This window comes from Oerskovia sp. USHLN155 (genome assembly GCF_037145535.1).
GTDB classification, from domain to species: Bacteria; Actinomycetota; Actinomycetes; order Actinomycetales; family Cellulomonadaceae; genus Oerskovia; species Oerskovia rustica.
Window position 1 is genome coordinate 225,460 of record NZ_JBBCXG010000002.1, and the last position, 22,442, is coordinate 247,901.

Genomic DNA, 22,442 nt, shown 5'->3' on the forward strand with positions numbered 1-22,442 from the left:
CATGCGTCGGAAGCTGACAGAACGACTGTCCCGCCCGGGCCTGCGCCTCGCGGCCCTCCCCCTGGGCTCCAAGATCGCCCTCGGTTTCGTGCTCCTGGTCGCGCTCCTGGCGATCTTCGCCCCGCTCGTCGCGGCCTACGACCCGCTGCAGTCCGGCACGCCGGCCCAGCCGCCGTCGGGCGAGCACTGGTTCGGCACGGACCGCACGGGTCGCGACATCTTCTCGCGCATCGTCTACGGTGCCCGCTACTCGCTCGTGATCGGCCTGGGAGCCACCGCGGTCGCCCTGGTCGCGGGCGCGATCCTCGGCTCGGTCGCCGCGACGGCCCACAAGGCCGTGAGCGAGACCCTCATGCGGATCCTCGACATCATCATGGCCTTCCCGGGCATCGCCCTGGCCGTGGTCTTCGTGGCCGTGTGGGGCAAGTCCCTGCCGGTCCTCATCTTCACGATCGCGTTCCTCTACACCCCGCAGATCGCCCGCATCGTCCGCGCCAACGTGCTCAGCCAGTTCGGCGAGGACTACGTGTCGGCCGAGAAGGTCATCGGCGCGCGGACGTCGCTGATCCTGATGAAGCACGTGGCCCGCAACTGCCTCGCCCCGATCATGGTCTTCGCGACCGTCCTGGTCGCCGACGCGATCGTGTTCGAGGCGAGCCTGTCGTTCATCGGCGCAGGCGTCCAGGACCCCGAGCCCTCGTGGGGCAACGTCATCGCCTACGGCCGCAACCTGCTCCTCAACGGCGGCTGGTGGGCGACCTTCTTCCCCGGCATGGCGATCCTCCTCACGGTCCTCTCCCTCAACGTCCTGTCCGAGGGCCTCACGGACGCGATGGTCCGGCCCGCGGCCCGCAGACCGGCCGAGGCCCGCGCCGCAGCTGCCGAGGACGCCGCGCACGCCACGGACCCGCTCACCGAGCCCGACGCCGACGCCCCCCTCGAGTACACGGGCGGCGCCGACCTGCGCGAGCCGCGCGTGCTCGACGAGCTCGTCGCGGACACCTCGGTCGTCCCCGACCCGGAGCTCGCGGTCGCGGCGGCCGCCGTCCAGCGCGAGGCCCTCGCGGTCCAGCTCGACCGCCTGCGGGTGGCCGAGCGCCACCGCACCGACCGCCTGGTCTACACCGGTGACGCCGCTCCCCTGCTCGAGGTCAAGAACCTCTCGATCAGGTTCCCCGAGCGGCACGGCGACGTGGCCGTCGTGGACGACATCAGCTTCGCGGTGCGTCCCGGCGAGACCATGGCGCTGGTCGGCGAGTCGGGCTGCGGCAAGTCGCTCACGAGCCTCGCGGTCATGGGCCTGCTGCCCGCGTCCGCCCAGGTCACGGGAGAGATCCTGCTCGACGGCGTGGACCTGCTCACCGCGACCCCGGCCCGCCGCAACGCGCTGCGCGGCCACGAGATGGCCATGGTCTACCAGGACGCGCTCAGCTCGCTCAACCCGTCGATGCTGATCCGCACCCAGATGGCCCAGCTCGTCAAGAGGGGCGGGACGCGCACCGCGGTCGAGCTCCTCGAGCTCGTGGGCCTCGACGCCCAGCGCACGCTCAAGAGCTACCCGCACGAGCTCTCGGGCGGGCAGCGCCAGCGCGTGCTCATCGCCATGGCGCTCACGCGCGACCCGCGACTGGTCGTCGCCGACGAGCCGACCACGGCCCTCGACGTCACGGTCCAGAAGCAGGTCGTGGACCTGCTCAACGAGCTCCGCGAGGAGCTCGGGTTCGCGATGGTCTTCGTGAGCCACGACCTGGCGCTCGTCGCGTCGCTCGCACACCGCGTGACGGTCATGTACGCGGGCCAGGTCGTCGAGTCGGCCCCCGTGCCGAGCCTGCTCATGAACCCGCAGCACGAGTACACGCGCGGGCTGCTCGGGGCGGTGCTGTCGATCGAGTCGGGCGCGGAGCGCCTGCACCAGATCCCCGGCACGGTCCCCTCGCCGCGCGACTTCGCGACGGGCGACCGCTTCGCTCCCCGGTCCTCCCGGCCGCAGGACGCGTTCGTGCCCCGTCCCCCGCTGCGCACGCTGCCGGGGACCGACCACCGATACGCCAGCCACACCGAGTCGACCGACAGCGGACTGCTGGTCCAGGAAGGTGCCCGATGAGCGACGACGCTCCTGTCCTGGAGCTCAAGGACGTGCACGTGGTGCACAAGGCCCGCACGGGCAAGCTCTTCCGTCCGGACCGCGTCCACGCGGTCGCCGGGGTCGACATGGCCGTGCGCCGCGGCGAGACCATCGGGATCGTGGGCGAGTCGGGCTGCGGCAAGTCGACGCTCGCCAAGGTCATGGTGGGCCTCCAGGCCCCCACGAGCGGCGACGTCGTGTTCGACGGGCGCAGCGTGCTCAAGCGCAACGCCCGCACCCGCAAGGAGTTCGGGCGCGCGATCTCGATCGTGTTCCAGGACCCGTCGACGGCCCTCAACGGCCGCATGCTGGTGCGCGACATCCTGCGCGACCCGCTCGACGTGCACCAGATCGGCTCGCCCCGGGACCGTGAGCGCCGCGTGAGCGAGCTCCTCGACCTCGTGGGCCTGCCGCAGTCGGCCCTCGACGTGCTGCCCAGCCAGGTCTCGGGCGGTCAGCGCCAGCGTGTGGCGATCGCCCGCGCCCTGGCGCTCGACCCGGACGTGATCGTCGCGGACGAGCCCACGTCGGCGCTCGACGTCTCGGTGCGCGCCCAGGTCCTCAACCTCCTGACGGACCTCAAGGCGCGCCTGAACCTCGGGCTCGTGTTCATCTCGCACGACATCCAGACCGTCCGGTACGTCTCGGACCGGATCGCGGTCATGTACTTCGGGAAGGTCGTCGAGGAGGGCACGGCCGAGGAGGTCTTCGACCGCCCGACGAACGACTACACCCGGACCCTGCTCGGCGCCGCGCCGACCCTGCTCTGACGGTTCCCCCATCCCCCGGGGGGGGGGGGGGGGCCGCCCCCGCCCCCCCCCCCACCACCGCACCATCCTTGGAGTCCGCTGTGCCCACCACGACCACCTTCTCCGGTGTCATCCCTCCCGTCGTCACCCCGCTCACGGCCGACGGCGAGCTCGACCGCGCGTCGTTCGAGCGCCTCATCACGAGCCAGCTCGACGCGGGCGTGCACGGCCTGTTCGTGCTCGGCTCGTCGGGTGAGGTCGCGTACCTCGACGACGCCCGCCGCTCCCAGGTCATGGAGGCGGCGGTCGAGATCACCGCGGGCCGCGTGCCCGTCATGGCGGGCGTGATCGACCTGACGACGCGCCGCGTCGCGGACCAGGTCCGACGTGCGCAGGACGCGGGCGTCGACGCGGTCGTCGCGACGGCTCCCCTGTACATCCGCACCAACGACGACGAGATCGAGCGTCATTTCCGTGGCGTCGCCGCGGCGAGCGACCTGCCGCTGTTCGCGTACGACGTGCCCGTGTGCGTGCACTCGAAGCTCGACCTGGGCATGCTGGTCCGCCTGGGCTCGGAGGGCGTCATCGCAGGGGTCAAGGACTCGAGCGGTGACGACGTCGGCTTCCGTCGCCTGGTCGCGGCGAACCGTGCGGCGGGCAGCCCGCTGCGCCTGTTCACGGGTCACGAGGTCGTCGTCGACGGCATGCTCCTGCTCGGCGCCGACGGCGTCGTGCCGGGCCTCGGCAACGTCGACCCGGCGGGCTACGTGCGCCTGTGGGACGCGGCGCAGGCGGGCGACTGGGCCCGGGCCCGCGACGAGCAGGACCGCCTCGCGTCCCTGTTCGAGATCGTCTTCCAGCCCCGCGGCTACAGCGGCGGCGCGAGCGGCCTGGGCGCGTTCAAGACTTCGCTGCAGCTCCTCGGCGTGATCGGGTCCAACGTCATGACGACCCCGGCCCCCGCTCTGGAGGGCGAGGTCGTGGACCAGATCAAGGTGATCCTCGCGGAGGCCGGGCTGCTGTGAGCGTCCCGACCCACCGCACCGCCGTCGGGATCGACCTGGGCGGCACGAAGATCGCCGCGGGTCTCGTCCGCGACGACGGCACGGTCCTCGCCCGGGCCGGGGTCCCCACCCCGGCCCGGGAGGGGGCGGACGCGATCCTCGACGCGGTCGCTCGCCTGGTCGCGCTCCTCCTGCCCGACGGCGCCGACGCCCCCGGGGTCTCCGGCTCGCCCGACGTCCTGGTCGGGGTGGGCATCGGCTCGGCCGGGGTCATCGACTCGGGCCGCGGCCGCGTCGTGGCGGCGACCGACGCCCTGACGGGGTGGGCCGGCGCCGACCTCGCGGGCGGGACCGCCGCCCGCCTCGCGGCAACGGGCGGACCCGCGGCGGGCCTGCCCGTGCACACCGACAACGACGTGCACGCGCACGCGCTGGGCGAGCACTGGCTGGGGGCGTGCGCGGGGACGCGGACGGCCCTCGTCGTCGCGGCCGGCACCGGGGTCGGGGCGACGCTCCTGCTCGACGGCACGCCCCAGCACGGCGCACGCCACGTGGCCGGGCACCTGGGCCACCTGCCCGCGGCCGAGGCGGCGGGCCTGCTGTGCACGTGCTCGCGCTCGGGTCACCTCGAGGCGATCGCGTCGGGGCCCGCGCTGCACGCCCTGTACCTGCGGCTCGGCGGCGACCCCACGGTCGAGACCGCTCGGGTCGTGTGCCAGCTCACCGACGTCGACCCGGTCGCGCACCAGGCCGTGGTCCTCGCGGCCACGGCCCTGGGCCGGACGGTGGGCGGCGTCGCGAACATGCTCGACCCCGAGGTCGTCGTGATCAGCGGCGGGCTCGCGGGAGCCGGGAGCCTGTGGTGGGACACCCTGTCCGCCTCGGTCGCGTCCGAGCTCATGCCCGCGCTCGACGGCCTGCCCGTCGTGACCGCGACGCTCGGCGGCGACGCGGCCGTCCTGGGAGCGGCCCGGCTCGCGTTCGTCGCGCACGAGGCGCGAGGGACGTCCGTCGTGCCGGACGCGCCCGTCCACCACGGCACGGCCGAGGCCGTCGCACCGCTCGCCTCGCTCGCAACCCCGTGACCTGGTGCCCCCGTACCCCCTCGTGACCTCGTGACCTCGTGACCTCGTGACCTCGTGACCTCGTGACCTCGTGACAACCGTCCCCCCTCGCCTCCCGGAGGATCCCGTGACCGACCGTCCGTCGACCGCCCCCGCGCCCACCGCGGGACCGGTGCCCCCCGACCCGCTCGTCGCGCTGCGCGGCGGCCTCGTCGTCTCGTGCCAGGCCTACCCCGGCGAGGCCATGCGGGACCCGCGGACCATGACCCAGGTCGCGCTCGCCGCGGTCCGCGGCGGCGCGGTGGGCATCCGTGTCCAGGGCGTCGCGGACGTCGAGCACGTCACGCACGCGTTCGCCGAGCTCGGGATCACGGCGCCCGTCACGGGGCTCTGGAAGGACGGGACCGACGGCGTCTTCATCACCCCGACCCTGCGCCACGCGGCGGCCGTCGCCCACGCCGGGGCGACGATCGTCGCGATCGACGGGACCCGGCGCCCGCGCCCCGACGGCCTGAGCCTCGCGCAGACCGTCGCGGGCCTGCGCGAGCAGTCGTCCGCCCTGGTCATGGCGGACTGCGGGAGCCTCGACGACGCGCTCGCGGCCCGCGACGCCGGGGTCGACGTCGTCGGGACGACGCTGTCGGGGTACACAGGCGAACGACCGTGCACCGACGGGCCGGACCTCGAGCTGCTCGCCCAGCTCGTCGACCGCCTCGACGTCCCCGTGATCGCCGAGGGCCGCGTCCACTCCCCCGCCCAGGCGCGCGCCGCGCTCGACGCCGGCGCGTGGGCGGTCGTCGTCGGGACCGCGATCACCCACCCCACGAGCATCACCGGCTGGTTCGTCGACGCCCTCACCGCCTGACGCCCACCGCCATCCCCTCAGCACTTCTCAGCCCCTGACTCGACCCGCCCGACCGCGATCGACCCACCCCGGCTCACCCCGGCCCAGCCCCACCCCGGACCGCCCGCACCGCCGCGGACGACCCGGCCCCGCAACGCCGGACCACGACGGTCCCGCACCTGTCCGCCCGACGCCCGCTCCGCCGTCGGGCACCTCGCACCTGGAGCCCCACAGTCCGGACCCCCGCACCCGACTCGGTGCCGAGGCGGAGGTCCGCGCCGTGCCCGCCCCGCGCCCGGGGCGGGCACGGCCCCCGCAGGACCGCACCGTGCAGCACGACAGCAAGAGCTCTGACCCGACGAAGCCAGGAGTATCTGATGCCACTGCACCCACCCACCCCGCCCAGCGCCGCGCCGCCGTGCGCCCGCCGCCGGTCGCGCGCCGCGCTCGCCGCCGGACTGTCCCTGCTCCTCGTGGCCCCGGCCGCGAGCGCCCAGGCGTTCGACCCGTTCCCTCCCGCCGCGACCGACGGGCCGGGGACGTTCTCCGAGCAGACCCTCGCGGTCGGCGGTACGGGCGGCTACGCGAACTACCGCATCCCCGCCCTCACCACGACGAACGACGGGACGATCCTCGCGTCGTACGACGGGCGCCCGTTCAACGCGGGCGACGCCCCGCAGCCCAACTCGATCCTGCAGCGTGCGAGCCGGGACGGCGGCGCGACGTGGGAGCCCACGACCGTCGTGGCCGCCGGGTACGGGACGAGCTCGTCCCCCGACAAGTACGGGTTCTCGGACCCCAGCTACGTCGTGGACCGCGAGACGGGCACGATCTTCAACTTCCACGTGAAGTCCTTCGACCAGGGCTTCGGCGGCTCGGCCACCGGCGTCGACCCGACCAACCGGCAGATCCTGCACGCCGCGGTCAGCGTCTCCGAGGACGGGGGCGAGACCTGGGAGGGCCGCGTCATCACCGAGGGCGCCAAGGACCCGTCGTGGGCCGGCATCTTCGCGGCCTCGGGCGAGGGCATCCAGCTGCGCTACGGCGAGCACGCCGGACGCCTGGTCCAGCAGTTCACGGCCCGTACAGGCGGGACCTACAAGGCCTACAGCGTCTACTCCGACGACCACGGCGCCACGTGGGCGCACGGCGAGGCGTTCGGCACGGGCATGGACGAGAACAAGTCGGTCGAGCTCTCCGACGGTCGCGTCATGATGAACTCGCGCGACTCGGCGGGCAGCAAGTACCGCAAGATCGCCTACTCGACCGACGGCGGGCACACCTACGGCCCCGTCTCGCTCGACCGCCAGCTCCCCGACCCGACCAACAACGGGTCGGTCTCACGCCTGTACCCCGACGCCCCCGAGGGCTCGGCCGAGGCGAGAATGCTGCTGTTCAGCAACTCCAACAGCACCACGGGCCGCGAGAACGTGACCGTGCGCCTCTCGTGCGACGACGGCGCGACCTGGCCCGGCTTCCGGGTCGTCAACCCCGGCTCGGGCGCGTACTCGACGCTCTCGCCGATCGGCGACGGGCGCTTCGGGCTCCTGTACGAGACGCAGGGAATGAACGCGATCTCGTTCGCGAGCTTCGACCAGGAGTGGCTCAACGCCACGTGCGCCTCGACGGTCGTGCCGGACACGACCGTCGCGACGGGCGGCACCGTGCAGGTCCCCGTCAAGGTCACCAACCAGAACCAGGCGCCGCTCGCCGCCTCACGCCTGACGATCGACGCCCCCGTGGGCTGGAGCGCCACGACGACCGACGTGCCGGCGCTCGCCGTCGGCCAGACCGCCACGGTCCAGGTCGCGCTCACGGCGTCCGCGACCGCTGCGGCGACCACGTCCGCCAACCCCGTACGGGTCCAGAGCGTCCTGACCGCGGCCGACGGCACCCAGGCGCGCGCATACGGCTACGTGACCGTGACCGGCGGCCCCGCGGGGCCCGTGACGTCCCTCGCGGTGTTCGGGAAGTACACGACCGAGCGTGACGTCGCGGCCCAGCCGTACGCCGTGGGCGAGCGCGTGCCCTACTCGTTCCGCGTCTACAACACCGGCACCACGGCCTACCGCTCGACGGCGACCGGCAACCTGACGAACCTGTCCCCGGGGTGCAACTGGAGCAGCCTGCCCGCAGGTGGCACCTACCTGTGCGCGCTCGCGTACCGCGTCGTGACGGCGGGCGACCTGGCGGACGGATTCTTCGTCCCCGAGACCCGCTGGTCCATGAACGCGGACCAGGCCTCGTCGGTCGCGCTCACGGGCGAGCCCGTCGACCTGGTCGACCGCCGCCCCTCGCTCGCCGTCACGGCCGGAGGGGCCACGGTCGAGGACACCGACGCGAACGGCTCGGTGAACGCGGGCGACGTCGTGGCCAACCAGATCACGGTCCGCAACACGGGCAACGTGCGGCTCACGGGCGTCGGGGCCGCGGGCCTGTGCACGCTGCCCGAGCTCGCGGCGGGCGCCGAGGCCCCGTGCGGCACCGTGCGCCGCACGCTCTCCGCGGCCGACGTCGCGGCGGGCTCGCTCGCGGGCCGGACCGTCACGGTGGACGCCGCGAACGGCAAGCTCGCCGTGACCGGACAGGTCGAGGTGGCGCCCTACGAGCTGCCCGCGCAGCCCGTCGTCCCGGTCGAGGTGACCGCGAGCGCCCAGTGCGTCGCGGGCAAGGTCCAGCTCACGGGTCGCGCGGTCAACGCCGGGGACGAGGCGCTCGACGTCACGATCCGCTCGACCGCCGGCACCAAGGCGTTCGCGGGGCTCGCCCCCGGGCGCAGCGCGTCGCAGCGGTTCGCGACCCGTTCCGCCTCCGTGGCGGCCGGGCAGGTCTCGTTCGACGTGACCGCCGCCGGCGCGACGACGACCCTCGCCGCGCCCTACGACGCGACGTCGTGCTGATCCGCGGCTGACGCACCCTCGGCCCTCGTCCCCGTGCCGGTGGGGGCGGGGGCCGAGCACCGTCTCCCCCGACGGCCTCAGGCGTCCGCGGGCTGCTTCCCCTCGAAAGCGGCCCGCAGCGCGGGCATCTCGAGCTTGATCATCTGCATCATGGCGCCCATCATGCGCGCCACGGCCTGCTGGTCGTCGGACTGCGCGAGCTCCTCGAACTCGACGGGCACGACCTGCCACGACAGCCCGTAGCGGTCCTTGAGCCAGCCGCACTGCGACTCGGTGCCGCCGCCCGAGAGCAGGGCGTCCCAGTAGCGGTCGACCTCCGCCTCGTCCTCGCAGCGCACGATGAACGAGACGGCCTCGCTGAACGGGAACAGGTGGTCGGGGCCGCCGTTGATGAGGTTGAAGGGCTGGCCCTGCAACGTGAAGTCGATGGTGACGAGGGTGCCGTCGGGCATCTTCAGGGCGTCGCCGACGGTGCTGTCGGGGAACACCGACGTGTAGAAGGCCACGGCCTCCTCGAGTCCTCCGTTGAACCACAGGCTCGGGACGATCGGTCGCATCGTTCTCCTCCTCCCGCGCGGCGCGCGGTGCGTCGCGCTCTTCTGGTCCGACCGGCCGGGGCCGGCGAACTCATCGGTCGGCGCGCCCGGTCGGGCACACCGGCCGTGGGGCGCGTCAGGCAGCCGTCCGCAGGAACGTCCCCAGCGCCTCGACCACGAGCAGGTGGTCGTCGCGCTGCGCCAGGCCGGACACCGTCACGACGCCGATCACCCCGACGCCCTCGACCCGCAGCGGGAACGCCCCGCCGTGGGCCGCGTACTCCTGGAGCGACAGCTCGTGCTGCGCGGTGAACGTCGTCCCCTTGGCCTTGGCCCGCAGGCCCATGAGGTACGACGACGCACCGAACCTCTCGACCACGCGCACCTTGCGCTGGACCCACGTGTCGTTGTCGGGCGTGGTCCCCTCGGTCGCGGCGTGGAAGACCTGCTGCGGTCCGCGGCGCACGTCGATCGTGATCGTCAGCGACCGCTCGGCCGCGAGCTCGACGAGCAGGCAGCCGAGCCGCCACGCGTCGTCGTGCGTGAAGCGCGTGAGCACGAGGTCGCGTTCGTGCTGCTCGGCCTCCGCGATGAAGCGGGCGGTGCGGGCGAGGTCGGGGCTCTCGGGCTGGTCGTGGGTCATGGCGTCAGCCTGGCACGCCGCGAACGCTCATGCCGAGGCCTTCTTGCGCGTCGTCTTCTTCGCGGGCTTCTTCGTCGTGGCCTCCGCCGTGCTCGAGGCGGCCTTGCCGCTCGAGGCGCGCGCCGCCGTCGTGCCCTTGCTCTCCTTCGTCCCTGCGGCGCCCTTCTTCGTGCCGCCCGACGGCGCCGCCTCCTTCGCGGGCTCGTCGCCCTTCGCGTCGCCGGGCTTCTTGCCGTGCGAGCTCTCGACGCTGCGCCGCAGGGCCTCCATGAGGTCGATGACCTCGGCGCCCTCGCCGCCCTTCTCCTCCTGCTCGCCGAAGGTCCCTTCCGTGCTGAACGTGTCGCCTGCTTCGATCTTGGCCTCGATGAGCTGGCGGAGCTGGGCCTGGTAGTCGTCCTGGTACTCCTCGGGCGTGAAGTCGGCCGCGAAGGACTCGACGAGCTGCGACGACATCGCGAGCTCCTTGGCGCTGACCTTCGCGGGCTCGTCGAGCGTCGGGAACGCGGCCTCGCGCACCTCGTCGGCCCACAGGAGCGTCTGCAGGACCAGCACGTCGTCGCGCACGCGCAGCGCCGCGAGCCGCGTGCGCTGGCGCAGCGCGAACTTCACGATCGCGGTGCGGTCGGTCTCCTCGAGCGTGCGGCGCAGCAGCACGTACGCCTTGTTCGACGACGAGTCGGGCTCGAGGTAGTAGCTGCGGTCCAGGAGCATGGGGTCGATCTGGTCGTTGGGCACGAACTCGACGACCTCGACCTCGCGGCTGCGCTCGGCGGGCAGCGACCCCAGGTCCTCGGCCGTGAGCACGACCGTGCGTTCACCGTCGTCGTACGCCTTGTCGATGTGCTCGTACGCCACGACCTCGCCGCAGACCTCGCACCGTCGCTGGTAGCGGATCCGGCCGCCGTCCTTGTCGTGCACCTGGTGCAGCGGCACGTCGTGGTCCTCGGTCGCCGAGTACACCTTGATCGGCACGTTGACGAGACCGAACGTGATGGCACCCTTCCAGATGGCCCTCATCGTTCCATGGTGCGCCCGGGCGCGGGGCCTGGCGAGTCGTCAGACCATCTGGAGCCGGTGGTGCGGGCCCGCGGGGAGGTCGACCTCGATGACGTCCCCGACCGCGACCGACCCGCCGCGGGCGACCACGGTCATGATCCCGGCCTTGCGGATCACGTCGCCCGCGCCGTCGGGCAGGACGAGCCGCTTGAGCAGGCCCGGCCGGAAGTCGTTGATCTGCTGGCACGGGTTGCGCAGCCCGGTGACCTCGAGGACCACCTCGGCGCCGAGGTGCAGGCGGGTGCCGCGCGGCAGGCCCAGCAGGTCGACGCCGTACGTCGTCACGTTCTCGCCCAGGTCGGCGGGCCCGACGTCGAACCCCGCCTCGGCGAGCTCGTCGAACAGCTCGGCGTGCATGAGGTGGACCTGGCGCAGGTTGGGCTGCGACGGGTCGGCCCGCACCCGGCTGCGGTGCTTCACGGTCTGGCCGGCGTGCGCGTCGCCGACGACGCCCAGCCCTTCGACGATCTGCACGCTGGGCTGTCGGTCCTTGCTGAAGCCGTGGGTCAGGCTGAACGCCACAGCCACGACGTGAGGCACGGGTTCGGTCACGGGGACCATCTTGGCGCAGACGCCCCGGCCAGGGGCGTGGGTGTCCGGCGCTTCGGCGGACCGGCAGGGCGCCGGGGCCGGAGCGCGGCCCGACGCCTGTGGGTACCGCCAGGCATCATGGGCGCATGGCCGGCACCAGGTACGAGTTCGAGGCGGAGCTGTGGCGCTGGACGGCGCGCACGGACTCGTGGGTCTTCGCCGCCCTGCCCACCGACGTGAGCGACGAGATCGCCGACTCACCGCTCCCCCCGGCCGGGTTCGGGTCGGTCAAGGTCGAGGTCACGATCGGCGGGTCGCACTGGTCCACGTCGGTCTTCCCCGACGCCGGGCGCAAGACGTTCGTCCTGCCCGTCAAGGCCGCGGTACGCCGGGCCGAGGGCGTCGACGTGGGCGACACCGTGCGGATCGCGGTCGAGACGCTGATCTAGCCCGCCGGCTCCGCGCCGCCCGCGCCCGGTCTGCCACGCAGGTACGAGTCGAGCAGCTCCCACGACGGCGTGAACGGCCCTGCCATCTTCTCCGCCCCGGGGCGACGGTCCGCGGTGTCGCGCGAGTGCTGGAGCACCTCCTCGTGCAGGCGCTCCATCTTGGCGTCGAGCTCGGAGGCCGCGAGCGAGGCCTCCTTGAGCTCGTCGAGGAGCCGCTGCGGCACGGCCTTGTCGTACTTGTAGTAGATCTTGTGCTCGAGGCTGGCCCAGAAGTCCATGGCGATGGTCCGGATCTGGATCTCGACGACCACGGGCTGCACCCGGTCGGACAGGAACACGGGCACCTCGACGATCAGGTGCAGGCTCTTGTACCCGTTGCCCTTGGGGTGCGCGATGTAGTCGCGCTCCTCGAGGACGACGACGTCGCGCTGGGCAGCGATCATGTCGCGCACCGTGTAGATGTCGGACACGAAGCTGCACGTGACGCGCACGCCCGCGATGTCGAAGATCTCCGCGCGCAGGGCCTCGATCGTCAGGTCCACGCCCTTGCGGCGGGCCTTGGCGAGCAAGGACTCGGGCGACTTGAGGCGTGAGGACACGTGCTCGATCGGGTTGTACTCGTGGGCGTAGGCGAACTCGTCGCGCAGGATGGTGATCTTCGTCATCACCTCGTCCATGCCGAACCGGTACGTCATCATCAGCCGCGTGAAGTGCTCCCGCAGGGCCCTCAGCTCTGCCCCGACCTGGGGTTCACCGCTCATGGATTCCTCGCTGATCGTGCCGACGTCGATCCTCCACCGTCGCACACCGGCGGTCCGCAGGACGCCCTCGTCCGCCGCTGGCCACGGCCCGTCTCAGGTCGTGGCCCCGCCCGCCCTGGTCGACGGGCCGTAGGACCCCGACCGTCGGGACCTACGTCCTGACCTGGTCGAACACTGTTGACGCCGTGTCAATAGCGGATCTAGCGTCCAGGTATCAGCTCAGGAAGGGGCTCCGATGACCGACGCGACGACGCCGAGGCGGCGACGTTCAGCACCCGAGGTACGTGCCGAGGAGATCGTGCACGCCGCCCGCGGGCTGTTCGCGGAGCAGGGCATCGCCCGCACCTCGACCAAGGAGGTCGCGGAGCGCGCGGGGGTCGCACGGGGCCTCGTCTACTACTACTTCCCCGACAAGGACGCTCTCGTCGACGCGGTGCTCGAGGGCTACGTCGGCGAGTTCGTGGAGGCCGTGCGCGCGTGGGACGCGGCGCGCGAGCCCGGGAACATCGACAAGGCCCTCGTCGACTGCATCGCGATGTTCCGCACGCACCTGCGGGCGGTCGCCCCGCTGCGCGACGACATGCAGCGCACCGAGAGCGCAGGGCTGTACAACCGCTTCCTCGACCGGGCCGTGCGGGCCGTGGTCGAGTGCATCGGCGCCACGACGGTCGAGGCGTACGCGGCCCGGCACCACATCGGCATCGAGCACGTCCCGGAGACGTTCTACGTCCTCGTCTACGGCCTCGTCGGCCTGGCCCGGAACACCCCGGAGGTCGACGACACCGTGCTCGTGACGATCGTGCGGCAGGTGCTGCACCTGGAGGAGGCGCGTTCCGACACCGAGTGACGCGACGGCCCGGATCCCGACGGTGCGCCGGGACCGCGCTCGCTCACCTGCCGCACCATCCCCCACCCCCCGGACGGCACCCGCCGTCCAGCCGTCCCTGAGAAAGGGAGCGACGTGTTCCTGTTCGACTCCATCCCCTGGCAAGCAGCCGTCATGTGGTTCGTGGTGCTCGCGGCCCTCGTCGGCCTCAACGAGCTCGTCCGCTGGTCGAAGACCGCCGCGATCGGGATCTTCATCGTCCTGCCCGTCGTGCTGACGATCTTCGTCTGGCCCTACACCGCAGGCGCCGGGTCCTCGACCGGCACCTGGTTCCACTGGGTCAAGGTGTACTCGGCCCTCGCGGGCTGTATCGGCTTCATGCTCATCCGGTACTTCCCCCGCATCGGGCAGATGAAGTACGCCCTGCTCTTCCCCCCGGCGATCCTCGCGCTCAACATCGCCGAGGCCGTGATCCGCGACTTCCAGGTCTCCGGCATGGACGGCATGGTCGACGGCGTGTTCATGGTCGGCGGTTCGTGGAACGTCATGAACGGCATCGCGGGCATCCTGAACCTGCTGACGATCTGCGGCTGGGCCGGCATCTACATCACGCGCGACCGCTTCAAGGACATGGTCTGGCCAGACATGATGTGGTTCTGGATCATCGCGTACGACCTGTGGAACTTCGCGTACGTCTACAACTGCGTGGGCGACCACGCGTTCTACGCGGGTGCTGCGCTGCTCATCAGCTGCACGATCCCGGCGTTCTTCCTGCGCAAGGGCGCCTGGCTCCAGCACCGTGCGCACACGCTCGCGTTCTGGATGATGTTCACGATGGCCGTGCCGACGTTCGTCTCCGACTCGTCGTTCGCCGTCGACTCCTCGCACGACCCGAAGGCGCTGTTCGTGGTCAGCCTGATCTCGCTGCTCGCCAACGTCGCTGTCGCCGTCTACCAGGTCAAGGTGATCGTGACCAAGCGCCGCAACCCGCTGCGCGACGAGCTGTTCACGGACCACAAGTCCTACCAGGAGCTCGCGAAGGACCGTCCGGAGCTCGCCACCGCGGGCACCACGACCGCCTGACGGCTCCGACCACGACGAAGGGTCGCCCGACACGGTGTCGGGCGACCCTTCGTCGCGTTCAACGGGAGTGCTACCGCTCGGGGCGCGCCCCGGCGCTCACGCTCTCGCCCCGCCCGACGGCGTCGCTCGCCTCGTCGGGATCGGCGTCGGGATCGGCGTCGGGGGCGGCGTCGGGGTCGGCGTCGGGGTCGGCGTCGGGGTCGGCGTCGGTCACCAGGAGCTGACCCTCGGCCAGGGCCTCCGCGGCGATCTCGTGCTCGACGGAGGTCGCGAGCGGCTTCTCGTGGACGAAGCACAGGGCGATGGCCGCGATGATCGCGAGCGGCACCATGTAGAGGAAGAGCGGCACCAGCGCCTCGTTGTAGGACTCGATCACGAGGGCGCGCACGCCGTCGGGCAGGGACTGGACCAGGTCCGGGGTGAGCGACCCCGTCCCGCCCGCCGACCCCGTGCCCTGCGGGAACTTCTCCGCGAGGAGGTTGGTCAGGCGGGCGATGAAGACGCTGCCGACCACGGCCGAGCCGAGGGTGGCCCCGACCTGGCGGAAGTAGTTGTTGGCGGCGGTCGCGGTCCCGACCTCGCGCAGCGGGAACGAGTTCTGCACGATGAGCGTGAGGATCTGCATGCTCCCGCCCAGGCCGATGCCGATCACCGCGAGGAACACGCAGATCATGGGCGTCGCGGTGTCCGCCTCGACGGTCGAGAGCAGGGCCAGGCCCACGCCCAGGACCAGCGAACCGACGATCGGCGTGACCTTGTACTTCCCGGTGCGCGAGACCATCTGCCCCGTGATGACGGAGGTGACGAGCAGCGAACCCATCATGGGGATCATGAGCAGGCCCGCGGCGGTCGCGCTGGCCCCGGTCGCCATCTGCAGGTAGGTCGGCATGTAGCCGATCGCTCCGAACATCGCGATGCCCGTCGCGAGGGCCGCGATGGTCGTGACTGTGAAGTTGCGGTCCGCGAACAGGTGCAGCGGGATGATCGGCTCGTCGGCACGCTTCTCGACGAGCACGAACGCGACGGCCGCCACGACCGCGAGGGCGATCAGACCGAGGATCGTGGCCGAGCCCCACTCGTACTGCGAGCCGCCCCACGTCCCGACCAGGACGAGCGCCGTGGTCGCGACGGCCATGAGGGCCATGCCGAGGTAGTCGTGGCGCACGCGCTCGGCGCTGCGCGCCTTCTTGGGCAGGTGCAGGAGGAAGATCGCGGCGAGCGCCGCGACGACGCCCAGCGGGATGTTGATCCAGAAGACCCAGCGCCAGCCAGGACCCTCGGTGAACCAGCCGCCGAGCAGCGGTCCCGCGACCGAGGAGACCGCGAAGACGGCACCCATGATGCCCATGTACTTGCCGCGCTCGCGGGCGGGGATGACGTCGGCGATCGCGGCCTGCGACAGGATCATGAGCCCGCCGCCGCCGAGGCCCTGGACCGTGCGGCCCACGATGAGCAGGTTCATGTCGCCCGCGAGGGCGCCGATGACCGAGCCCGCCATGAAGAGCAGGATCGCGGTCAGCAGCAGGGGCTTGCGTCCCAGGACGTCGGAGACCTTGCCGTAGATCGGCATGGTGATGGTCGAGGCGAGGATGAAGGCCGTGATGACCCAGCTCATGTGCTCGACGCCGTCGAGCTCGCCCACGATGGTGGGCAGCGCGCTCGACAGCACGGTCTGGTTGAGGGACGCGAGCAGCATCGTGACCATGAGGCCCAGGAAGAGCAGGACGATCCCGCGGTCCTTCTGGGACGCCGCCGGGGCGCCCGGGGATGACGGTTGGGCGGGCGCGGTACCTCGGGTGGTCGTCGCGCCCCGGGTGGGCGCCGGCGTGCTGCCGGCTCGGGGGGTGGTGGTCATAGCGTGGCCTCGAAGACTTCTCGGAAGATGGTGATCGCTTCGCCGATGTCGGCCTCGGCGTCGGCGTCGCTCAGGGCGGCGCCGGGGTTGCGCGAGTACGCGAAGCGCATGATGGTGCCGGCGAGCATGAGGAGCGCTCGCGCGGTGTCGGGGCTGTCGGGAAGGCCCAACGACGCGAGCTCGCTGAACCCCGTCCCGTCCTCGGCCCGGTCGGACAGCAGGTCGTTGACCAGCCCCTCGACCTGGGAGACGTAGCCCATGGCGTGCTTGCGCAGCTCGGGGTGCTCCCGCACGAGCGCCTTGCGCTCGGCGAACGGGACGCCGGGGTGGAGCGTCGAGCGCAGGATCGAGAGCAGGAACCGCACGACCCGCTCGAACGCGGGCCCCTCGGTCTCGGCACGGAAGGCCGCGAGCGCCTCGTCGGAGACGGTCGGGGGCACGAGCCCCAGGATCGCCTCCTCCTTGGTCGTGAAGTAGTTGAAGAAGGTCCGCGGCGAGACTCCCGCCGCGGCGGCGATCTCCTCGACGGTCGCGTGGTGGAGCCCCTTCTCGCGCACCAGCGCGGCGGCCGCCTGGTGGATCGTGAGCCAGGTCTCGGCGCGCTTGCGTTCGCGGAGGGACGTCGGAGCGGTCTGCATGACTGCACTGTATGCATAACTGCAAAGATTGCACAACTGCACGTTTACCGCGGGCTGGGCCGGGAGCGAGCCCGGGTCACGCCCGCGCTCCGCCCGCCGAGTGTGCAGTTCGGGCGGTCCGGCGAGCCGGAGAACAGCCCGAACTGCACGCTCGACGAGTCACCCGACCGCCAGGCTCCGCCTCGCCCACCGAGCGCAACCACCCGCCCCGGGCAACCATGGACCCATGGCCACCTCGACGGCGGCACAGACCGTGAGCGTCGGCGGTCACCGCCTCAAGCTCACCAACCTGGACAAGGTCCTGTACCCGGCCACGGGCACGACCAAGGGCGAGGTCCTGGCCTACCTCGCAGCGGTCGCGGACGTCCTGCTCCCCCACGCCTCGAACCGCCCGGCCACGCGCAAGCGCTGGCCCAACGGCGTCGAGGGGCCGGTGTTCTTCCAGAAGAACCTCGACGCCGGCACGCCCACCTGGGTCCGGCGTCGCACGATCCAGCACAAGGACCACGCGAACGAGTACCCGCTCGTCAACGACCTCGCGACGCTCACGTGGCTCGGGCAGGTCGCCGCCCTGGAGATCCACGTGCCGCAGTGGCAGTTCGGGCGGACCGGCGTCCAGAAGAACCCCGACCGGCTGGTCCTCGACCTCGACCCCGGCGAGGGCGCGGGCCTGCCCGAGTGCGCCGAGGTCGCGCGCCTTGCCCGCGAGGTGCTGCGCGGCATGGGCCTGAACCCCCTGCCCGTGACGAGCGGGTCCAAGGGCATCCACCTGTACGCCGCGCTCGACGGCCACCAGACCACCGACGAGGTCAGCGCGGTAGCGCACGAGCTCGCGCGCTACCTCGAGGCCGAGCACCCCGACCTCGTCGTGAGCGACATGAAGAAGGCGCTGCGCGGCGGCAAGGTGCTCGTCGACTGGAGCCAGAACAACGGCAACAAGACCACCATCGCGCCCTACTCGCTGCGTGGCCGTGCCCACCCGACCGTCGCGGCCCCGCGCACGTGGGAGGAGCTCGACGACCCCGACCTCGCGCACCTCGACAAGGACCAGGTCGTGGAGCGGGTCCAAAACATGGGCGACCCGCTCGCGGCGCTCACTGCCGGCCACCTGGCCTCTCTCGAACCCACGCCCGAGCGCATGGCGACGTTCGCGCGCAAGGGCGCGGCGCCGTCGGGCGGCGGGAGCACGGACGACGACGGGCGCGACAGCACACCAGGAGACGCACCCCGCCGCGACCGCCTCGAGACCTACCGCGCCAAGCGCGACGCCTCCCGGACGCCCGAGCCGGTCCCGGGATCGGGCGAGCCGCCCGACGGGTCACCAGCGGGCAACAGCTTCGTCATCCAGGAGCACCACGCGCGCCGCCTGCACTGGGACTTCCGCCTGGAGCACGACGGCGTCCTCGTGAGCTGGGCCCTGCCGCGCGGGGAGCCGACCGACACGAAGCAGAACCATCTCGCGGTCCAGACCGAGGACCACCCGCTCGCGTACGGCTCGTTCGAGGGGACCATCCCGGCGGGCGAGTACGGCGGCGGCGAGGTGACCATCTGGGACGCGGGCACGTACGAGCTCGAGAAGTGGCGCGACGACGAGGAGGTCATCGTCACGCTGCACGGCGAGCAGCACGGGACGCGGCGGCTCGCACTCATCCACACGGGGGGCCATCAGCAGCACGGCTCCTCCGGCGCATCAGGCAGAGCCGAGGAGAACAACTGGCTCATCCACCTCATGGCCCCGCGCGACGAGGGGCCGGCGCCACAGCGCGCGACACAGCACGCCGCGCCCCGCGGCAAGGCTTCCGGACAGCCCACCGAGCCCGACGACGAGCCCGCGGGCACCGCCCTGCCCCGCCCCATGCTCGCGACCGCCGGGACGGTCGAGACGCTCACGGCCGAGGGCGACCCCGAGGACTGGGCCTACGAGATGAAGTGGGACGGCTTCCGGGTGGTCGCGCAGGTCACCGGCAGCACCGGTGCCCCGACCGTCCGCCTCGTGAGCCGCAGCGGCAAGGACATGACCGTGACCTACCCCGAGCTCGCGGACCTCGCGTCCCGCGTCCGCGCCCAGGACCTGCCCGTGGTCGTGGACGGCGAGATCGTGGCGCTCGACGCCCGCGGTCGCCCGAGCTTCCGGCGGCTCCAGCAGCGCGCCAACCTCACCAGGGCGGGGGACGTCGCGGCGGCGCGCGCGAAGGTCGGGGTCGAGCTCATGCTCTTCGACGTCCTGTCCGTCGCTGGCCGCTCGCTCGTCCGGCGCACCTACGACGAGCGCCGCGAGATCCTCGAGGGCCTGGTCGACGGGTCGGGGATCGTGCACGTGCCGCCCGCGTTCGACGGCGACCTCGCGGGGGCCGTCGCGACGAGCAGGCAGCTCGCCCTGGAGGGCGTGGTGGCCAAGCGCCGCACGAGCACGTACACGGCCGGGCGACGCTCGCGGAGCTGGATCAAGATCAAGCACTCGCACAGCCAGGAGGTCGTGGTGGTCGGTTGGCGCCCGGGGCACGGGGACAGGTCGCACCTGGTCGGCTCGTTGCTGCTCGCCGTGCCCGACGACGAGGGGCTGCGCTACGTGGGCCGCGTCGGGTCGGGCTTCACCGAGAAGGACCGGCGCGACCTCGTGACACGGCTCGGCCGGATCGAACGGGTCACGAACCCGGCTCTCGACGTCCCGGCCGCGGACGCCTCGGACGCCCGCTGGGTCACGCCGCACCTGGTCGGCGAGGTCGACTACGCGGACTGGACGAGCGCCCCGGAGGGCGACGGCAAGCTGCGGCACGCGGTGTGGCGGGGCTGGCGGCCCGACAAGTCGCCCGAGGACGTGCGCCGGGAGGGGTGAGACCTCAGTGCCGCGGTGCGGCCCGGGCATGCCGGGTGCGCGCGGCGTCGCGGCTGGTCTGCACGTGCCCGACGGCGAGCCGCGCCGCCTCCTGCCCGTCGCCCGCGCGGATCGCGGCCAGGAGACCGCGGTGCTCGTCGACCATCTCCTGGAGGTCGACGTGCTGCCCGAGGAGCCAGCGCAGGCGGCTCGCGGTGATCGCGCCGATCTCGTCGAGGAGGGGGCTCGCGGCGGTCGTCGCGACGAGCTCGTGGAAGTCGGCGCCGGCACGGTGGGCGGCCTTCGCGTCGTGGTCGCGCGCGGCCCGGGCCTCGCGGTCGAGGACGGCCTCGAGCGCGGCGACCTCGTCGGGGGTCCTGCGTTCGGCGGCGAGGCGGAAGGTCAGGGTCTCGAGCGCCGAGCGCACCTCGATCAGGTCGTCGACGTCGGCGTCGGTGAAGGTCCGCACGACGGCCCACGTCCTGGGGCGCGGGGTCACGAGCCCCTCGGCGATGAGCGCCTTGAGGGCGTCGCGGACGGGGACGCGGCTCACCCCGAGCTCGGCCCCGAGGTCGCGCTCGACGAGCCGGTCGCCCGGCGCACGGTCGCCGTCGATGATCTGCTCGCGCACGATCCGGGCGACCCGGTCCGCCTCGGGCTCGAACGACTGGTCTGCGCTCATGCGCCCATCCTCCCGGAAGCCCCGGCGAGAAATGGTATACCATTTGCCGACGGTGAGAGCCCCTGGGGGTGGGTCCTGCACCAGGCCAGCCAGCACCACCGGAAGAAGGACCTCAGATGCCCCCGTTCCCCAGCTCCCCCCAGGTCGCCGTGTCGGTGCTGCGCAACGTCAGGCCATGGGGCACCGACCCCGTCGACCTCCACGTCGCGGACGGGCACATCACCCGGGTGACGCCGCACTCCCCCGCGGAGGCTGCGCCGTCGGGCAGCGTGCCCGCCCCGGGCGAGGTCGACGGGCGTGGCCTCCTGGCCCTGCCCGGGTTCGTCAACGCGCACGCGCACGTCGACAAGAGCTGGTGGGGCAAGCCGTGGGTCAGCTACGGCGGCGAGGCCACCACGCAGGGACGCATCGCGCACGAGCGCGAGCACCGTGACGAGCTCGGCATCCCCGGGGTCGACGTCACGGTCGCCGTCCTGCGCGAGTTCCTGCGCCACGGCACGACGGCGATCCGCACCCACGTGGACGTCGACCTGGGCCTCGGGCTGCGCGGTATCGACGTGGTCCGCGAGTCCCTGTTCGTCCTCGGCGGCGCGGTCGACGCCGAGATCGTCGCGTTCCCCCAGGACGGCGTCCTGCGCCGACCCGGTGTGCTCGAGCTGCTCGACGCCGCAGCGGCCGCCGGGGCCGAGCACATCGGCGGGCTCGACCCCGCCTCGATCGACCGCGACCCCGTGACGCAGCTCGACGGGCTGTTCGAGATCGCCGAGCGACGCGGCGTCGGCGTCGACGTCCACCTCCACGACGGCGGCGAGCTCGGCGCGTTCCAGATCGAGCTCATGATCGAGCGCACGATCCGCGCGGGCCTGCAGGGCAAGGTCAACGTCGCGCACGGCTTCGCGGTCGGGCAGCTCCCGCCGACCCGCATGGCCGACCTCGTCGAGGCCATGGGCGACGCGGGCATCAGCATGACGACCGTCGCCCCGATCGGCGCCACCCCGCTCCCGCTCGACCTGCTGCGCGCGCACGGCGTGCGCGTGGGCCTGGGCACCGACGGCATCCGCGACCTGTGGGCGCCGTACGGCACGGGCGACCTGCTCGCACTCACGACCCGCCTGTCCCAGCTCGCGCGCTTCCGCCACGACGAGGACATCGTGCGCGCAGCCCGGCTCGCGACGAGCGACGCCGCGCACTTCGTGGGACGCCCGGTGCACGACCTCGTCGAGGGTGCGCGCGCCGACGTCGTGCTGGTCGACGCCGAGAACACCATGGACGCCGTGGTCCGGGCGCCGGGCCGCGCGCTCGTCGTGGCCGGCGGCCAGGTCGTGGCCCGCGACGGGGAGGTCCTGGTCTGACAGGCCGATGAGTTCTCCGAGGACCGCCGGTCTACACCGACGACACCCGTCCTCGCCGCGGAGCACCGCGGCGGTACGTCCGAAGGAGCTCCTCATGACCGGAACCCAGATCTTCGTCAACCTGCCCGTGGCCGACCTCGACAGGTCCAAGGCGTTCTACACGCAGCTCGGGTTCACGATCAACGAGCAGTTCACCGACGAGAACGCGTCGTGCGTCGTCATCAGCGACACGATCTACGTCATGCTCCTGACGCGCGACTTCTTCCGCCGGTTCACGTCGAAGGACATCGTCGACGCCCAGAGCGCGACCGAGACCATCAACGCGATCAGCGCCGAGTCCCGCCCGGGTGTCGACGAGCTCGCCGACCGGGCGCTCGCCGCGGGCGGGTCGCAGACCAACCCGCCCCAGGACGAGGGCTTCATGTACTCGCGCAGCTTCTCCGACCTCGACGGACACCTGTGGGAGGTCATGTACATGGACCCGAGCGCGATCGACGGCTGACCTGCCGGGACACGACGGGCGGCG

At 72.4% G+C, this 22,442-nt stretch carries 20 protein-coding genes; 12 read left to right on the top strand and 8 right to left on the bottom strand.

What is annotated here, in order from left to right:
- The first annotated feature begins 1 nt into the window (after position 1).
- From WFH32_RS03925 to WFH32_RS03950, 6 genes are all read left to right on the top strand, one after another.
- A complete protein-coding gene (locus tag WFH32_RS03925) occupies positions 2 to 2,104 on the top strand; it encodes a dipeptide/oligopeptide/nickel ABC transporter permease/ATP-binding protein (protein WP_336706279.1) in 2,103 nt (700 codons plus the stop codon).
- Positions 2,101 to 2,895: an ATP-binding cassette domain-containing protein gene (locus WFH32_RS03930; RefSeq protein ID WP_191795356.1), complete on the top strand. Its 795-nt coding sequence runs from the start codon at positions 2,101 to 2,103 to the stop codon at positions 2,893 to 2,895. The genes WFH32_RS03925 and WFH32_RS03930 overlap by 4 nt, the downstream gene beginning before the upstream one ends.
- 80 nt (positions 2,896 to 2,975) lie before the next feature.
- Complete coding sequence (locus WFH32_RS03935) at positions 2,976 to 3,899, top strand: dihydrodipicolinate synthase family protein (protein WP_138824079.1); 924 nt, start codon at positions 2,976 to 2,978, stop codon at positions 3,897 to 3,899.
- Positions 3,896 to 4,963, top strand: a complete 1,068-nt coding sequence (locus WFH32_RS03940) for an ROK family protein (RefSeq protein WP_336706280.1) — start codon at positions 3,896 to 3,898, stop codon at positions 4,961 to 4,963. Before WFH32_RS03935 ends, WFH32_RS03940 begins: the two co-directional genes overlap by 4 nt.
- A gap of 106 nt (positions 4,964 to 5,069) precedes the next feature.
- A complete protein-coding gene (locus WFH32_RS03945; RefSeq protein WP_336706281.1) occupies positions 5,070 to 5,807 on the top strand; it encodes an N-acetylmannosamine-6-phosphate 2-epimerase in 738 nt (245 codons plus the stop codon).
- Positions 5,808 to 6,163: 356 nt separating this feature from the next.
- Entirely contained in the window at positions 6,164 to 8,686 is a 2,523-nt protein-coding gene (locus WFH32_RS03950; RefSeq protein WP_336706282.1) for a sialidase family protein, read from the top strand.
- Positions 8,687 to 8,763: 77 nt separating this feature from the next.
- Here WFH32_RS03950 and WFH32_RS03955 read toward each other — a convergent pair whose 3' ends face one another.
- From WFH32_RS03955 to WFH32_RS03970, 4 genes are all read right to left on the bottom strand, one after another.
- Complete coding sequence (locus tag WFH32_RS03955; RefSeq protein ID WP_191794284.1) at positions 8,764 to 9,243, bottom strand: VOC family protein; 480 nt, start codon at positions 9,241 to 9,243, stop codon at positions 8,764 to 8,766.
- A 115-nt stretch (positions 9,244 to 9,358) separates the two neighbouring features.
- On the bottom strand, positions 9,359 to 9,865 hold the full coding sequence (locus WFH32_RS03960) for a heme-degrading domain-containing protein (RefSeq protein WP_336706283.1): 507 nt from the start codon (positions 9,863 to 9,865) through the stop codon (positions 9,359 to 9,361).
- Positions 9,866 to 9,892: 27 nt separating this feature from the next.
- Positions 9,893 to 10,885, bottom strand: coding sequence for a non-homologous end joining protein Ku (ku, locus tag WFH32_RS03965; RefSeq protein ID WP_191794286.1), 993 nt, complete (start codon positions 10,883 to 10,885; stop codon positions 9,893 to 9,895).
- A gap of 39 nt (positions 10,886 to 10,924) precedes the next feature.
- Positions 10,925 to 11,476 (bottom strand): MOSC domain-containing protein, encoded by a 552-nt coding sequence (locus tag WFH32_RS03970; RefSeq protein WP_318243930.1) that lies wholly within the window; start codon positions 11,474 to 11,476, stop codon positions 10,925 to 10,927.
- 125 nt (positions 11,477 to 11,601) lie between these two features.
- Here WFH32_RS03970 and WFH32_RS03975 point away from each other — a divergent pair, with 125 nt between their 5' ends.
- The gene (locus tag WFH32_RS03975) at positions 11,602 to 11,904 is read left to right on the top strand and encodes a DUF1905 domain-containing protein (protein WP_191794288.1); all 303 of its coding nucleotides are present in this window, start codon (positions 11,602 to 11,604) and stop codon (positions 11,902 to 11,904) included.
- Here the strand turns inward: WFH32_RS03975 and WFH32_RS03980 are convergent.
- Positions 11,901 to 12,665 carry a GTP pyrophosphokinase gene (locus WFH32_RS03980; RefSeq protein WP_191794289.1) on the bottom strand — a complete coding sequence of 255 codons (765 nt, stop codon included), beginning with the start codon at positions 12,663 to 12,665 and terminating at the stop codon, positions 11,901 to 11,903. The genes WFH32_RS03975 and WFH32_RS03980 overlap by 4 nt on opposite strands.
- Before the next feature lie 235 nt (positions 12,666 to 12,900).
- Here WFH32_RS03980 and WFH32_RS03985 point away from each other — a divergent pair, with 235 nt between their 5' ends.
- Together WFH32_RS03985 and WFH32_RS03990 are read left to right on the top strand one after the other, a co-directional pair.
- Entirely contained in the window at positions 12,901 to 13,512 is a 612-nt protein-coding gene (locus WFH32_RS03985) for a TetR/AcrR family transcriptional regulator (protein ID WP_191794290.1), read from the top strand.
- Positions 13,513 to 13,626: 114 nt separating this feature from the next.
- Entirely contained in the window at positions 13,627 to 14,574 is a 948-nt protein-coding gene (locus tag WFH32_RS03990) for a DUF5692 family protein (RefSeq protein ID WP_191794291.1), read from the top strand.
- A 70-nt stretch (positions 14,575 to 14,644) separates the two neighbouring features.
- On the opposite strand, the gene WFH32_RS03995 is transcribed toward WFH32_RS03990, so the two are convergent.
- Positions 14,645 to 16,429: an MDR family MFS transporter gene (locus tag WFH32_RS03995; protein ID WP_336706284.1), complete on the bottom strand. Its 1,785-nt coding sequence runs from the start codon at positions 16,427 to 16,429 to the stop codon at positions 14,645 to 14,647.
- Positions 16,426 to 17,067 carry a TetR/AcrR family transcriptional regulator gene (locus WFH32_RS04000; RefSeq protein WP_225227573.1) on the bottom strand — a complete coding sequence of 214 codons (642 nt, stop codon included), beginning with the start codon at positions 17,065 to 17,067 and terminating at the stop codon, positions 16,426 to 16,428. The genes WFH32_RS03995 and WFH32_RS04000 overlap by 4 nt, the downstream gene beginning before the upstream one ends.
- A gap of 226 nt (positions 17,068 to 17,293) precedes the next feature.
- Between WFH32_RS04000 and WFH32_RS04005 the strand changes: the two genes are divergently transcribed.
- Positions 17,294 to 19,903, top strand: a complete 2,610-nt coding sequence (locus WFH32_RS04005; protein ID WP_336706285.1) for an ATP-dependent DNA ligase — start codon at positions 17,294 to 17,296, stop codon at positions 19,901 to 19,903.
- Positions 19,904 to 19,907: 4 nt separating this feature from the next.
- Here the strand turns inward: WFH32_RS04005 and WFH32_RS04010 are convergent, their stop codons facing one another.
- Positions 19,908 to 20,564, bottom strand: a complete 657-nt coding sequence (locus tag WFH32_RS04010) for a GntR family transcriptional regulator (RefSeq protein WP_336706286.1) — start codon at positions 20,562 to 20,564, stop codon at positions 19,908 to 19,910.
- A gap of 116 nt (positions 20,565 to 20,680) precedes the next feature.
- On the opposite strand from WFH32_RS04010, the gene WFH32_RS04015 reads away from it, so the two are divergent.
- A complete protein-coding gene (locus tag WFH32_RS04015; protein ID WP_336706287.1) occupies positions 20,681 to 21,916 on the top strand; it encodes an amidohydrolase family protein in 1,236 nt (411 codons plus the stop codon).
- Between the two features lie 94 nt (positions 21,917 to 22,010).
- Positions 22,011 to 22,418, top strand: coding sequence for a VOC family protein (locus WFH32_RS04020; protein ID WP_336706288.1), 408 nt, complete (start codon positions 22,011 to 22,013; stop codon positions 22,416 to 22,418).
- Positions 22,419 to 22,442 lie beyond the last annotated feature (24 nt).

Bases quoted from the DNA above. Each gene is read 5' to 3' on its own strand.
- WFH32_RS04010 (WP_336706286.1), bottom strand. From the start codon at position 20,564: ATGAGCGCAGACCAGTCGTTCGAGCCCGAGGCGGACCGGGTCGCCCGG.
- WFH32_RS04020 (WP_336706288.1), top strand. From the start codon at position 22,011: ATGACCGGAACCCAGATCTTCGTCAACCTGCCCGTGGCCGACCTCGAC.
- WFH32_RS03995 (WP_336706284.1), bottom strand. From the start codon at position 16,429: ATGACCACCACCCCCCGAGCCGGCAGCACGCCGGCGCCCACCCGGGGC.
- WFH32_RS03975 (WP_191794288.1), top strand. From the start codon at position 11,602: ATGGCCGGCACCAGGTACGAGTTCGAGGCGGAGCTGTGGCGCTGGACG.
- WFH32_RS03930 (WP_191795356.1), top strand. From the start codon at position 2,101: ATGAGCGACGACGCTCCTGTCCTGGAGCTCAAGGACGTGCACGTGGTG.
- WFH32_RS03955 (WP_191794284.1), bottom strand. From the start codon at position 9,243: ATGCGACCGATCGTCCCGAGCCTGTGGTTCAACGGAGGACTCGAGGAG.
- WFH32_RS03960 (WP_336706283.1), bottom strand. From the start codon at position 9,865: ATGACCCACGACCAGCCCGAGAGCCCCGACCTCGCCCGCACCGCCCGC.
- WFH32_RS04000 (WP_225227573.1), bottom strand. From the start codon at position 17,067: ATGCAGACCGCTCCGACGTCCCTCCGCGAACGCAAGCGCGCCGAGACC.
- WFH32_RS03985 (WP_191794290.1), top strand. From the start codon at position 12,901: ATGACCGACGCGACGACGCCGAGGCGGCGACGTTCAGCACCCGAGGTA.
- WFH32_RS03950 (WP_336706282.1), top strand. From the start codon at position 6,164: ATGCCACTGCACCCACCCACCCCGCCCAGCGCCGCGCCGCCGTGCGCC.
- WFH32_RS04005 (WP_336706285.1), top strand. From the start codon at position 17,294: ATGGCCACCTCGACGGCGGCACAGACCGTGAGCGTCGGCGGTCACCGC.
- WFH32_RS03925 (WP_336706279.1), top strand. From the start codon at position 2: ATGCGTCGGAAGCTGACAGAACGACTGTCCCGCCCGGGCCTGCGCCTC.
- ku (WP_191794286.1), bottom strand. From the start codon at position 10,885: ATGAGGGCCATCTGGAAGGGTGCCATCACGTTCGGTCTCGTCAACGTG.
- WFH32_RS03980 (WP_191794289.1), bottom strand. From the start codon at position 12,665: ATGAGCGGTGAACCCCAGGTCGGGGCAGAGCTGAGGGCCCTGCGGGAG.
- WFH32_RS04015 (WP_336706287.1), top strand. From the start codon at position 20,681: ATGCCCCCGTTCCCCAGCTCCCCCCAGGTCGCCGTGTCGGTGCTGCGC.